Below are 12,493 nucleotides of genomic sequence, written 5' to 3' on the forward strand. Positions count from 1 at the left end.
GGGCTCCAACGGCGAGATCGGCGTTGGAGCCCGCACGCAGCGCACCGTCGATGTACCGTCGGCCGTCGATGGCAACCGGCGGCGCGGCCCCGGGGAAGGCGCTACTCGCTGCCACCGCGTGCACCAACGGCACGCCGCTGTCGCGGTCCCACACCACGGGCTCACCGGTGGTTGCGTCCACGGCGGTGATCAGCAGTCGCCGCTCCGGCCACGCGTCCGCACCGATCAAGGCGGCGCGCCCCGCGATCAGCGCCTCCTCGGCCTGGAGGTCAGTGCTGTCGAGCGCGAGCCGGCCGACGCGACGCCTGGCCTCGCCGGGTTCCAGGCTGCGGTCGCCGAGTACGGCGAACACCTCGCCCATCCGCCTGGGGTCCACCTTGAGCCGGTGAGCTGACTGGCGGGCCGACGTCGCGAGCCGCCCCGGGTCCTGGCCGGTGGCGAGCAGCGCTGCGACGATCGCGCCGGCCGACGTCCCGACGATCAGGTCGGCGTCGCCCAGTTCCACACCATCGCGGCGCAATCCGTAGGCCAGCCCTGCCATCCAGGCGGTGCCGACGTGACCCCCAGGACCCAGGACGAGTGCTCGGTCGAAGGTGTGCAAGGTGATCTCCCCTCGTTATTGAAACAGTCGTACCATATACTCGCTAATGCTGTTCCAACTCCGAGTCGCCGAGAGGAGATCCACCGTGGGGCGACCCGCTGATCCCGCCCGTCGCGAGCGCACGCTGGCGCAGGCGACCGACTATGTGCTGGCGCACGGCTTGGCCGGGCTGAGCCTGCGGCCATTGGCCGCAGCCCTCGACACCAGCCCACGGATGCTGCTCTACGACTTCGGCAGCAAACAGGAGTTGGTTGCGGCGGTCCTCGCCGAGGCCCGTCGCCGAGGTGCTGTGCGCCTGGCCGAGCACCTTCCGCCAAAGAAGGGCTCTGTGCAAGAGCGGCTGCGTGGCATCTGGGCGTGGATCAGCGCAGACGAACGTGCGCCGTTCGTCCGGCTGTTCTTCGAGGTGCACGCCGACGGACTGGTGCACCCCGAGATCTACCCCGACCAGGGTGAGGCGATCACGGACTGGTTCGACACGCTCGGCGCCACCTTCCGCGACGTCTCCACCAGTCCTGACGACACCGTCACGCCCACGTTGGTCATGGCCGTTGTCCGGGGTCTGCTGTTCGATCTCACAGCTACCGGCGACCGCCACCGCACCGATCGTGCGCTGGACCGCTTCGCTGAACTCCTGCACCAGTGAGCGGTCCTGGCAAGGTTTTGTCAGGGTGGCACCACCCCGGAGGTGTGCCGCGACCCGTGTGCCACGGTGCGCGTACTGCCGACGCTCCAGCTCCTCGACCAGGTACGGCCGACCGCCCGGACACGCGTCCTGGTCGGCCGGCAGGGCCTCGCCACAGGTGAGACCGCCTGCATCGAAGCGGGCGTCATGCAGGCCGAACTGCCCGCGGATCTCGCGACCTGATGCTTCCCGGATGCGGCCGTCGCTCGTGGCCGCACCCGGGAGTTGACGTAACGGATTCGATCGCTGTCACGTCTCGCAGAATGGCCACGGCCTTGGAGCGGGACCGAACCGTCATGGGACAGACCTGCACATGACCGACGAGTCCTCGTCCCGCTCCGCCGCCGTCAACAAGCACCCGCACAAGTGGGTCGTCGCTGCCGAGATTTGCGTCGACGAAGCGGTTGCTCGCGTCGCGGCGGAGACCAGACCGTCCGCGCGAAGCGCAATCCGGCCCCGACGCCGCCCCCGAACACGAAGCTCGTCAGGGGCGGCACCTACAGCCGCTATGACCTCAAGGCGTACGTCGCCGGCGGCTCCCGCCGCACATGGAGGCCCTGCTCGGCGACCACGCGACGCTGACTCGGAGGCCTTCCTAGCTTCCGTCATGTGGACGAGCAGCTGCAGCCGGCGGGCCCCCGCCTGGAGTGGGAGCCCCCCGCGTCACTCACACGTCACCAACGCCATCCACCGGCTGCTCCCTGTGGAGCGCGGCCTTGGCTCCGCGACCGGAGCTGATCAGGGCTACTGTAGAAGCGGCCACGGTGATGAGCATCATGACCAACTGGGCCGCGTCAGCGGTATTCATGGTGAACGTCGCGACGCAGGCGATGCCTGTCGTCGTCACGGCGAACGCCACCGCAACCCCGGACAGGGCAAGCAGCCGCAACACCTTCGCAGATGGTCGACACCGGGTGACGACGACAGCCGGCGTCACCGCCGCGGTGATGAGGAACGCTGCCGGCCCAAGAACCCCCAAGGCCCCAACCCAATAGGAGACCGGGTCGATGGAGGCGAATGCCAGGAGGAACGGCGCGATCAGCCACGTGGGCAGCGTCGGGACAAGAGCCACCAGCGGGCGCCATGCGGACCAGCTGCCGGTTCTGGAGGATTCCGCAAGGAGTGCGAGGGCGCCGACCAGCAGGATCAGGCCAGCGCCGTACATGGCGTACTGCGCGACGTTGAGCAGTCGACGTACCAAATCCGGAGTCGGCCAGGGCTCCTCGGACAGGATGAAGCGCAGCGTCGGCAGGGCATACAGTGCCGCGCACCAGGTGACCCAGGTGCTGGCGACGCTTGCCTGCATGCGGCGGCGGCGCCGTTCGGCGGACTCATCGGGCATCACCGGGCGAAGCCATGCCCGCAGCGCGCCGATAAGGAGGTCTGCGACGACGCCTGGGCCTGCGCCGGTGTCCTCGACCAGTGCTTCAAGCTCGCAACCGTAGCGCTCCCGGAACGAGGGAGGGTATGCCCGCAAGGCCAAGCGGGCCGCCATGTCGATCACGCGTTTGCCACCCCCAGCCGGGTCAACCCGGTGCGTGCGAAGCGGGCCATCGCCCGGAGTTTGTCGTCGAGCACGGTCTGGCCTTCCGCGGTGAGCCGGTAGGGCCGCCGACGCTCGTCCTCGTCCAGCGGCGCGACCAGGCCCCGTTCTTCCAGCCGCACGATGGCGGCATAGAGCGTGCCCGGTCCCAGCCTGATGGATGTCTGTTCCTCGACGTCCTTGATGATCGCGTAGCCGTGCTTTGGTCCGTCGGCCAGGCTGGCCAGGATCAGCAGCGCGGGTTCGGCCCATCCGACGCGGTCCCGTTGACGCGGCATCAGGCACCTCCTTCGTTCCTCCCGACTACTACGTAATACGATACTACGTAGTACGTTGCAGTGGCCGCAGTCGACAGGACCGGCACACGATGCCCGTCACGGCGCCCCGCCCACACGTGCTGAGGTTCGTACCCGGCACCGACGTGAAGGGCTCCAAGTGCATGACGGCGTACATCACGCAGGCCGGTGGCGCAGCGGCCCGCGGCAGCGGGAGAGAGACGGGGGTCGAGGGCATCCGTGACCGACGCGAAGCATCTGCACCAGCTGTGCGGCGCCAAGCGGCCCAAGCCGCAGGGAAATCGTCAATGCGTGGCTGGTGTGATCACAGTGTTCGCGGTCGTCCTGGATAGGCCCGTTCACCAGGTTGGGGCCCGAGCCGCTTCGGCGAACTGGTGACCGCCCTGCGCCGCGAGGGAGCGGATGCGGTCCTTCGAGGCCGGCCGTGAAGCCTTCCCCTGGAGGAACGCGTTCTGCCGTTCGCGGCGTACCGCCGCATGTACTTGACGCGGCGCCAGCTCGCAGCCGTGCCCGGAGTCTCGAAGCCCGCGGACGCCCGGATCGTCAACCGTCTCGCACCGCTGTTCGCACTGCGGCCGCGCCGACGGCTCCGCAAGGACACCTTGCTCGTCATCAACGCCGATACACGGCTGGTCGTCGCAGTTGGCCGACCTGTTCGTGGAAACCGCAACGACTGCACGGCACGGAAGTCTCCGGAGCGAAGGCTGTCGTCGGTACCACCACGGTGATCGCTGACAGCGACTACCACGGAACTGGCCTGGTGATGCCGTACCGCCGCGAACCAGGCCAGGCCGAACTCCCGGCGGATCGGGCCTGGTGGCGGCGTCGCCAGTCGGACCAGCCGAGCCGGTGGACCGGGTCAAAGGCGGGCCGGATGACAAGCGTGATGAACAGCCGTTGGATCTCGTTGCAGGTGAGCGGTATGAGGGCGTCTGGTGCGGGATCGCGGTCCTGTTCGTTCGCGCGGACGACGGCGAGGAAGGCGTGCGCGAGCATGGCCGGGGTGACCCAGCGGGACCAGGACGGGTAGCGGCGGACCTGGTGCTCGTCCAAGGCCGCCAGGCCCTTGCCGGACTGGAAAAACTCCTCGAGCCGCCACCTTGATCCAGCGACGCGTACCAGGGTGGTTAGCGGCACTGCGGCGGCCGGCGAGGAGCAGCGGTAGTACGCGAGTTCGCCGGAACTGCGGTTGCGGCGGATCAGCAACTGCCGGCTCCCGGGCCGGAGGTCGGTGAGGTCGATGACGGCCCCGTCGTAGAAGCGGTGGCCCTTGGCTCCGCTCCCTGCGGACAGCTTCTGCCAGGCCCTCTTGGGTACCTTCCTGGCCAGCGTGTCCGCGCGGAACTTCCCGGCGCCTGTGGTGACTTCGTGCGAGCAGGCCACCCCGAGGACGTAGCCGGTGCCGCGTTCTTCCAGCGCGGCGCGTAGCGTCGGGTTGCCGCCGTAGACCTCGTCTCCCGCGACCCAGGCGGCCCGGTGGCCAGCGTCCAGGAATCGGGTGACCATGCGGGGTGGCAAGCTGCGGTTCGGTCGCGAATTCGGTCTTGTCACCGAGTCGGGCGGCCCGGCAGCGGTCGGGGTCCGAGGTCCAGGAACGCGGAACGTACAGTTCCCGGTCTACCGCGGCGTGTCCGCGGCGGCCGGCGTAGACGAGATAGACGGCGACCTGCGCGTTCTCGATCCTGCCCGCGGTGCCGGTGTACTGGCGCTGGACACCGACGGTGTCGGTGCCCTTCTTCACGTCGCCGGTCTCGTCGACCACTAGAACCGCCTGGTCGTCCCGCAGATGCTCCACCACGTAGGCCCGCACGTCGTCGCGGACCCGGTCGGCGTCCCACGTGGCCCGCCCGAGCAGGTGCTGCATGCCGTCCGGGGTGCTCTCTCCGGCCCACTCTGCGATGGTCCAGCAGTTTTTGCGCGGCAGGTCCGACAGCAGCCCGAGCATCAACCGCCCGACCCGACGTCGGGTTCAACCCGTGCGAACCGGCCCGCGATCTGGGCCATCGGGTCCTCGAACGCCTCCTGCCAGCGGGCAGGGTCTACGCTGTGACCTGCGGCCACCGCATGATCTTCAGTCTTCACACACCGATGATCAACGGTGGCCGCACCCGTCTCCACAGCGCGTCAGGGCCGCGCAGCGTCTGTCTGCCGTCATGTGTCTGGAGGACTTGTGCAACGTGGCGAAGTCTGGTGGGTCCAGTTCGACGAGCGGAGGTTGGTCGTACTGCTGTCGGGAGACGACACGTCCGGGATCCGGGTGATGCAGGTCGTCGCTCCGGCGGGCGTCGACATCAGCGGTCTGGGCATCGAAGTGACGGTCGGCGCAGGTGAGGGACTGCCGTTCGAAGGCGTGCTGCGGCTCGCGTTCCCGCGTCCGGGCTTCACCCCGTGCACGTGGCTGACCACTGTGTCCCGGGACGACCTGATAGAGCGGGCGGCCGTCCTGTCCCCTGTGAAGCTCAGCGAGATTGACGACGCCCTCCGACTCGCTGAACAAGCGCAGGAGCGGACCCCGGCCACGACCGCGAAGCTCAGCGAGACAAGGGATGCCCTCCGTCTCGGTGAACTCGGGTAGACGGAGAAGAAACCGATCCCCGGACGGCGTGGGCGATCTCGGGCGAGATGATCGACACTGGCTACCTGCTGCCTCGGCGCCCCTCACCACCGAGATCACGATCTACGGCTGGAGTACTAGCAACGGGCTGTTCAGCCGTCGATTACCCCGGCTGCATCGCGGGCTTGGTGTTGGACGATGGCAGCCCGGCGCATGACCACCCCGCACTCGTTACAGAGCATGGCTGGTTTCAGCTGGCGGCGTTGTAGCAGGCCGCCCAAGCGGAAAAGCTTTCATTGTCTCGGGTGGCGACGCCTTGGACGGTCCAGCCCGTACCATCCTCCGTGGGAAAAGAATCATGGATATTGACGCCGCCGCTCTGCCTGTACCCTCCGCCGGTTGCCGTCTTCCCAGGAGGACACTGCGCGGTGATAGTAACCGTGGCTCCAGACTCCATCACCCCGCTGGCCGCAACGGCCCTTTCGAACCCTGTCAACCCTCCCGCGTTGGAAGGTGGAGGTGTGGTGGTCGCGGTCTGATTGCAGGCCGCGATCTGGTTCACCTGGTTGTTGTCGCCCTTCACTTGCGCGTCTTGCCTGTTGATGCAGAGGAGGGGCGAAAGGATGCTGATGGGCGGCAGGGGTCCATCTTGTGCGTTGGCGCTGACAGTTCCCGCGACGGTCAGTGATGCCGTCGCTGCCAGCAGCACAGCAAGACGAGAGGCAAACTTCACTTCGGACGCTCCTTCTTCTTTCCCCTTATAGGGAGGTAGCTCAGTTTTCACCAGATCTGCGTCCGTAGTCGGGATCGACACAACAAATTCATACCTTCGGCGCGTTTAACGACCCCAACGAAAGGAGGTTTCAGGACCTCCGGGAATGACTGGGTGTCAGTTCTCGTTGATACTGGCCGAAGGGCGTGCGAGCCAGTCGAGACGCGGAAGGCCGCTGCCAGACCGCGGGAGACCGACGACGGATTGTGGGCGCGCGTCGATCCGCTGCCGCCGGTCGTCCCGAGTAATCCGCGGCCTCCAGGTCGTAAGCGTCTGGACGGTCGCAAGGTGCTGTGCGGGATCCTGTTCGTGCTGTGCACCGGGATCCGTGGGAGTTTCTGTCCCAGGAGCTGGGCTTCGGCTCGGGGATGACCTGCCAGCGACGGCTGCGGGACCGGAACGAGGCCGGGGTCTGGCAGCACCTGCACGAGCTGCTGCTCTCCGAGCCGCGGGCCGCAGGCCTGCTGGACTTCTCCCGCGCAGCGGTCGACTCCAGTCACGTCCACGCGATGAAGGGCGGGCCGGCCACCGATCCGTCCCCGTGGACCGGGGTCGCCCGGACAGCAAGTACCACCTAATGCTCCAGTCAGAAAACGTGTCCTGAGCTGGTTCTTCTCGTTGTACGGTCATGGAGGGGACTACTGAAGTCGAGGGCTGGGCCGAGGAGTTGGAGTCGGTCTCGGCGCTGGTTGCGTGCCGGTTCGGGCGGGCGGACCTGCGGTGGCGGATGCGGGACTACGTCCGTGGCCTGCTGGCGCCGGTGGGTCGGAAGAACGACTGGCAGCTGGCCGAGTACGCAGGACATCGCGACCCTGCTGGACTGCAGCATCCGCTGAACGGCGCCTGCTGGGGACGCCGATGCCGTTCGAGACGACCTGAGGCAGTACGTCGGCGAACGACTGGGTCCGGGCGGAGTGCTGATCATCGATGACACCGGGTTCATCAAGAAGGGCACCACGTCGGCTGGGGTGTCGAGGCAGTACACCGGCACGTCCGGAAAGATCGACAACTGCCAGATCGGTGTGTTCGCGGCCTACGCCACCGTCCGCGGACGGGCCCTGGTCGACCGCGGACAGGACTGGTCCTTCCGCCGCCTGCTCGAGCAGCTCGACGTCGGCTATGTCGTGGCGGTGCCGAAGTCCCAGCAGATCAAGTCCCTGGCCGGCATCTGGCGCATCGACCAGCTCATTGGGGAGGCACCCGACGACGCCTGGCAGCGGCTGTCCTGCGGTGACGGGGCCAAGGGCCCGCGCATCTACGACTGGGCCGCGGCCAAACTGCCCGCCAACATCATCCTCGCCCCGGACCCACCCACCCATCACCGCTGGGTGATGGCCCGCCGCAGCCTGTCCGACCCCAGCGAGCTCGCCTACTGCCTCGCCTACGCACCTGCCGGCGTCGAGACCCGAACTGGCTCGCGTTGCCGGCTCACGCTGGGCCATCGAGGAGTGCTTCCAGGCCGCGAAGAACCAGTGCGGCCTGGACGAATGCGAAGTCCGACGCTACGTGGCCTGGTATGGCCACATCACCCTGGCCATGCCCGCCCACGCCTTCCTCGCTGTCCTCGCAGCCCAGGCCCAGGACACCGCAAAGGGGGCGGCAGAAACGACACCACCAGCCTCATCCCCCTCACCGTGGCAGAGATCCGGCGCCTACTGGACACTCTCCTGCCCCACCCCAGACCCCACCAGGACCGACGACTCCACACACTGAACTGGTCCCACTGGCGCAGACACCACCAAGCCATCGCCCAACGCTGCCACTACCGAAGAAGAGCCAGCCCAGGACACGATTTCTGACTGGAGTACTAGGGTCCGTCTTCAAAGATCATCAGGGTGGTAGATCATGGTGTCGTGGTACGTCGTCATGAACTCACCGACCAGGAGTGGGAGTTACTCGCTCCGCTGATACCCCGGTCCGCGACGGGGCGGCCACGCGTAGAGGACCGGCAGGTCGTCAACGGGATGGTCTACAAGCTCCGTACCGGGATCTCCTGGCGTGACCTGCCGGAGCGCTACGGGCCGTGGAAGACGGTGTACACCCGCTTCCGCCGCTACGCGCTCGATGGGGTGTTCACCCAAGCCTTGCAGCAGGTCCAAGCCCAGGCCGACGCGGCTCAGTGCCCCGTGGTCGAGGAGCCATTTCATCTCCCACAGTGTTCCGGGATTCGCGGCCGGGACGAGAACGATCAGCGAGGCGGTCTCGACCAGCCTGATGACCGGCTGCTGCCAATCGTCGTCGGCCAGAACGACCCTCCCGGCACCGATCAGCACATCACCCTCTCGGCCAGCCCCCATCAACGGCAGGTCGTCCGGCAGTGCCGCGTACAACAGGGTCTCCAGATCCTGATGCACGGGAAGCCGGAACTGTCGAGGCGCGTCGAAGCGGGCTGGCTCATGAGGCGGTCCGTGGAGTCGAAAGGGCGCAGGTAGACCGCGAACCGCGGGCGCGGGCCGAGGTGCCGGCCGGTGCGCAAAGCTTCGGTGAAATTGATGGCCCGCATGGCGAGCAGGTGTGCCTCGGCGTCAGGGCAGCGTCGTTCAGGCGATCTGTCCGGCTTGATGCTGATTCAGGCGGCTGGTATGGCTTCTTAGTAGGCGATCCGGCGAACGCAGGGCAGGCAGGGCCTCCAGGGTGGTGTTCATGAGGTGTCGAGTCCCTGATCACCACGATGGAAGACCGTGTCTGCCCGCCCATCATCGCCCACCCCTATCCCCATCGGCCTGGGCCAACTCGTATCTGCCCGGCATGCCGTGCACGGGGAACACCCGCGCCTGCTCGTCTGCCTCGCGACCGTGCCTATCCGCGCCGGGCCAAGGGCCGCCGCCATCCCCTCGCCTTCGTCCTCGCGCTCGCCGCATGCGCGGTGCTGCCGGCGCGAGATCCCTGACCGCGATCTCCGAGTGGGCGGCCGACGCGCCGACCCCCGTGCTCACCGCCCTCGGCGGCCCGAGTCGCGAACCCACCGGTCCTACCGCGCCAGCCGAGGCTACCGTGCGCCGAGTCCTGCAGCGCGTCGACGGCGACGCCCTCGACAGCGCGATCGGCGCTTGGCTCGCCGCCCGCGACCCCGACCGCCCGCCACCCGACCAGGATGCTGCCGCGCGGCCCCGCCGCTCACTGGCCGTGGACGGCAAGACCGTGCGCGGCGCCCGCCGCGCCGACGGTACCCATGTCCACCTCCTCGCCGCTATGACCGGAACCGGCCTGGTCACCGCCCAGCGCGAGGTGGACGGCAAGACCAACGAAATCACCGTCTTCCGGCCGCTGCTCGCCGGGCTCGACCTGGTAGACACCGTGGTCACCTTCGACGCCTTGCACTCCCAAACCGCACACGCGCGCTTCCTGGTGGAAGACAAGAAGGCCCATTACATCGCCGTGGTCAAGGGGAACCAACCGCACCTGTACCAGCACCTGAAGAAGCTGCCCTGGCGGGACGTCCCGCTACTGGACAAGACGCGCGCCACCGCACACGGCCGCGACGAGATCCGCCGCGTCAAGACCGCCACCGTCGCCCGTGGCCTCGCCTTCCCCTACGCCACCCAAGCCGTGCAGATCGTGCGCCGCCGCCGGACCGTCACCGCAGGCAAGGTCACTCTGGAACGCGTTTACGCGGTCACCGACCTGACAGCGCAGCAAGCCGACGCTCCCGAGATCGCGCACCGCGTGCGCGAACACTGGGGCATCGAGAACAAGATCCACCACGTGCGCGACACCACCTTCGCCGAGGACGCCTCGCGCGTGCGGACCGAAACCGCGCCCCGAGCCATGGCGGCACTGCGCAACCTGGCCATCGGTGCCCTGCGCCTCACCGGCTGCGACAACATCGCCGCCGGCCTGCGCAAGCACGGCCGAGACACCACCCGACCACTGGCCACCCTCGGCATCACGTGATCAAACCGGACCGATCCCCTGAACGGCGCCGCCCTGGGGGCGGCGCCGTTGCGTCAGTTGTCGATCTGGCGCCGGATGTCGTCGGCGTACTTGGCCACGCGCACCAGGACGCCGGGCAGTTCCACCGGGGTGCACGGTTCCCGGCCGAAGGAGACGATGCCGGCCAGCCTGCCGTTGATCACCAGGGGGCCGCCACTGTCGCCCTTGCACTGCCGGGTGGTCGGCGAACCGGCACAGACCATGGTCTCCGGATCGAAATCGGGATACTCCACATCACACAGATGGTCCTCGCTCACCGCCACCCTGCCCCGCTGGAGGTGGGTGATGCGCGGGGCGTGGTCGCCGGTGAGCCCCCAGCCGAGTAGGGTGCCCGGGGTGCCCGCCCGGTACAGGTCGTCGTCGGATGTGCCGACCGGGAGGACGGGAGCACCGGCGTCCTCGGTGAGGGTCAGCACGGCGACATCATTGCCGTTCCACACGTCGTAGTACCCGGGGTGGATCCACACGGCGCTGACGTCGAGCACCCGGCCGCTGGCGTGGTCGGCCAGGTCGCCACGGCCGATGACGGCCTTCAGTTCCCCTGGTTTGAAGCCCTTGGCGCAGTGCGCGGCCGTGACCACCTTGCGTGGGGCGACCAGGGTTCCGCCGCAGAACATGCCCGAGTACTGGTCCCCGATGGACGGCGCGTAGGAGACCGCCACCATCCACGGGAAGTCCCGGATGTCGGCGTCAGAGCCACCGATGACGGAGGAGGTGGGGGGAGCGGGGGCCGCGCCAGCGGGTGTGATGAGGGCAATGGTCAAGGCCAGGGCGGCCGCGGCCGGTGCCGCCCACCGCCACCGGCGCCAAAGGGAGGTGCGTTTCATTCCTTTGCCTCCAGGCAGGAGAAGGGAGGTTGCGGAACGGCGGCCGCCGCGTTCTCGACTCTGAGCGTAGAAGGACCGTTTGGGCGCACGGAAGCGCGGGCTTTCCTGGTTCAGGAGATGCCGCAGCAGACCGGAATCAGGGGATGCCGCAGCACGCCGAACGGTGCCCTTGACAGGTCGGCGCCGACGGCGACAGGTTTGGAACGTGGCGCCAACTTCCCTGCCGGCATCCAGCGATGGCTCGGTGACCTTCGCGGATGCGCTAAGGGCCGCGGTCCGGTCGAGCGGCCTGGGCCTGGAACGCATCCGGTACCGACTGGCACTGCGCGGCACCCCCATCAGCGTGGCCACGCTCAGTTCCTGGCAGTTGGGCCGCACCCAACCCGAACGACCCCGCTCACTCGCGGCGTTGGGCAACCTGGAGGAGGTACTGCGGCTGCCAACCGGGGCCCTGAGCGGGCTGCTGGGGCGACCCCGCGCGCGTGGCAGGGGCAGCCGGGAGTCTCGGATGCTGCCGATCGGCGCGCTCAAGCCGGGGGCGGAAGGAGTCGCCGCGCTGCTCGCCGGGCTGAACGCCAGCGGCGACCCGCACCTGATCCGCATCAGCCAACACGACCGCTATGAGTACGGTGCGGACCATAGCCAGCTGCGGGTGTGGAACAGGCAGGTGATGCGCGCCGACCGGGACGGCCCGGACCGCTGGGTGACCCTCTTCTACGAGGACGAACCGGGCTGCGGACTGCCCCGACCGCGCGGGCTGCGCAACTGCCGGCTTGGGAAAACCGTGGTGGACGAAGAGTCCGGGGTGCTCGCCGCCGAGCTGCTGTTCAGTCATCCGCTGCGCCGCGGGGAGACCTTGATCATGGAGTACGAGATGGTGCACCGGGAGCCCCGGCCGGTCGGCTCCTGGGGCAGCTGCGGCCGCACGCTGCGGATGACCACCCGCGAGTACCTCCTGGAAGCGGCCTTCCACCCCGCCGCCCTGCCCGCCATCTGCGAGGAGTTCACCGAGCCCGCCGACGGACAGCCCGGCACCATCCGCCGGCTCATCCCTGACAGCACAGGCTGCGTTCACGCGCTCGCCCTGGACACCGGACCGGCCCGCTTCGGCATCCGCTGGACCTGGGACGTTCCGGAGCCCAGCTGACCGCTCCCTCGTCCCCGGGTTCAACGCAAGGGATGGCGGCGGCCCTTGGCCCGGCGCGGATCGGGCACCGCTGCGAGACAGTCCAGCAGACATGGATGTTCCTCGGGCTCGGTAGGCGGGCAGCAGCGCGCTGGC

11 protein-coding genes and 4 pseudogenes are annotated in these 12,493 nt (G+C 68.4%); 9 read left to right on the top strand and 6 right to left on the bottom strand.

Annotation, left to right across the window (positions count from 1 at the left end; translation table 11 throughout):
- A partial coding sequence (locus ACWC94_RS31695; protein ID WP_450800723.1) for a patatin-like phospholipase family protein occupies positions 1-541 on the bottom strand: 541 nt, incomplete at its 3' end.
- Positions 542-686: 145 nt separating this feature from the next.
- On the opposite strand from ACWC94_RS31695, the gene ACWC94_RS31700 reads away from it, so the two are divergent.
- On the top strand, positions 687-1,247 hold the full coding sequence (locus tag ACWC94_RS31700) for a TetR family transcriptional regulator (RefSeq protein ID WP_450800724.1): 561 nt from the start codon (positions 687-689) through the stop codon (positions 1,245-1,247).
- 66 nt (positions 1,248-1,313) lie between these two features.
- Positions 1,314-1,469: a hypothetical protein gene (locus tag ACWC94_RS31705; protein WP_450800726.1), complete on the top strand. Its 156-nt coding sequence runs from the start codon at positions 1,314-1,316 to the stop codon at positions 1,467-1,469.
- Positions 1,470-1,953: 484 nt separating this feature from the next.
- Here the strand turns inward: ACWC94_RS31705 and ACWC94_RS31710 are convergent, their stop codons facing one another.
- Positions 1,954-2,790, bottom strand: a complete 837-nt coding sequence (locus ACWC94_RS31710) for a hypothetical protein (protein ID WP_450800727.1) — start codon at positions 2,788-2,790, stop codon at positions 1,954-1,956.
- Positions 2,787-3,107, bottom strand: coding sequence for a PadR family transcriptional regulator (locus ACWC94_RS31715; RefSeq protein WP_450800728.1), 321 nt, complete (start codon positions 3,105-3,107; stop codon positions 2,787-2,789). Before ACWC94_RS31715 ends, ACWC94_RS31710 begins: the two co-directional genes overlap by 4 nt.
- A 346-nt stretch (positions 3,108-3,453) precedes the next feature.
- Between ACWC94_RS31715 and ACWC94_RS31720 the strand changes: the two are divergent.
- Positions 3,454-3,927 (top strand): annotated as a pseudogene (locus ACWC94_RS31720) (IS5/IS1182 family transposase); the annotation flags it as partial.
- Here the strand turns inward: ACWC94_RS31720 and ACWC94_RS31725 are convergent.
- Positions 3,867-5,129, bottom strand: a pseudogene (locus ACWC94_RS31725) (IS701 family transposase). The pseudogenes ACWC94_RS31720 and ACWC94_RS31725 sit on opposite strands and share 61 nt — an antisense overlap.
- A 166-nt stretch (positions 5,130-5,295) precedes the next feature.
- On the opposite strand from ACWC94_RS31725, the gene ACWC94_RS31730 reads away from it, so the two are divergent.
- On the top strand, positions 5,296-5,700 hold the full coding sequence (locus ACWC94_RS31730; protein ID WP_450800729.1) for a type II toxin-antitoxin system PemK/MazF family toxin: 405 nt from the start codon (positions 5,296-5,298) through the stop codon (positions 5,698-5,700).
- A gap of 229 nt (positions 5,701-5,929) precedes the next feature.
- On the opposite strand, the gene ACWC94_RS31735 is transcribed toward ACWC94_RS31730, so the two are convergent.
- Entirely contained in the window at positions 5,930-6,493 is a 564-nt protein-coding gene (locus tag ACWC94_RS31735) for a hypothetical protein (protein WP_450800730.1), read from the bottom strand.
- A gap of 162 nt (positions 6,494-6,655) precedes the next feature.
- On the opposite strand from ACWC94_RS31735, the pseudogene ACWC94_RS31740 reads away from it, so the two are divergent.
- The 4 genes and pseudogenes from ACWC94_RS31740 to ACWC94_RS31755 form a co-directional block, all read left to right on the top strand.
- Positions 6,656-7,031, top strand: a pseudogene (locus ACWC94_RS31740) (transposase); the annotation flags it as partial.
- A 48-nt stretch (positions 7,032-7,079) separates the two neighbouring features.
- A pseudogene (locus ACWC94_RS31745) lies at positions 7,080-8,164 on the top strand (IS701 family transposase).
- 140 nt (positions 8,165-8,304) lie between these two features.
- The gene (locus tag ACWC94_RS31750) at positions 8,305-8,883 is read left to right on the top strand and encodes a transposase (protein ID WP_450800731.1); all 579 of its coding nucleotides are present in this window, start codon (positions 8,305-8,307) and stop codon (positions 8,881-8,883) included.
- Positions 8,884-9,379: 496 nt separating this feature from the next.
- Positions 9,380-10,345, top strand: coding sequence for an ISAs1 family transposase (locus ACWC94_RS31755; RefSeq protein ID WP_450800732.1), 966 nt, complete (start codon positions 9,380-9,382; stop codon positions 10,343-10,345).
- A 53-nt stretch (positions 10,346-10,398) separates the two neighbouring features.
- On the opposite strand, the gene ACWC94_RS31760 is transcribed toward ACWC94_RS31755, so the two are convergent.
- A complete protein-coding gene (locus ACWC94_RS31760) occupies positions 10,399-11,211 on the bottom strand; it encodes a S1 family peptidase (protein WP_450800733.1) in 813 nt (270 codons plus the stop codon).
- A 244-nt stretch (positions 11,212-11,455) separates the two neighbouring features.
- On the opposite strand from ACWC94_RS31760, the gene ACWC94_RS31765 reads away from it, so the two are divergent.
- Positions 11,456-12,358 (top strand): hypothetical protein, encoded by a 903-nt coding sequence (locus ACWC94_RS31765; RefSeq protein WP_450800734.1) that lies wholly within the window; start codon positions 11,456-11,458, stop codon positions 12,356-12,358.
- Positions 12,359-12,493 lie beyond the last annotated feature (135 nt).

Source organism: Streptomyces sp. NPDC001135 (assembly GCF_053598395.1).

What these genes read in the sequence shown, in the direction of transcription:
- ACWC94_RS31760 (WP_450800733.1), bottom strand. Translation starts at nt 11,211, where the DNA reads ATGAAACGCACCTCCCTTTGGCGCCGGTGGCGGTGGGCGGCACCGGCC.
- ACWC94_RS31715 (WP_450800728.1), bottom strand. Translation starts at nt 3,107, where the DNA reads ATGCCGCGTCAACGGGACCGCGTCGGATGGGCCGAACCCGCGCTGCTG.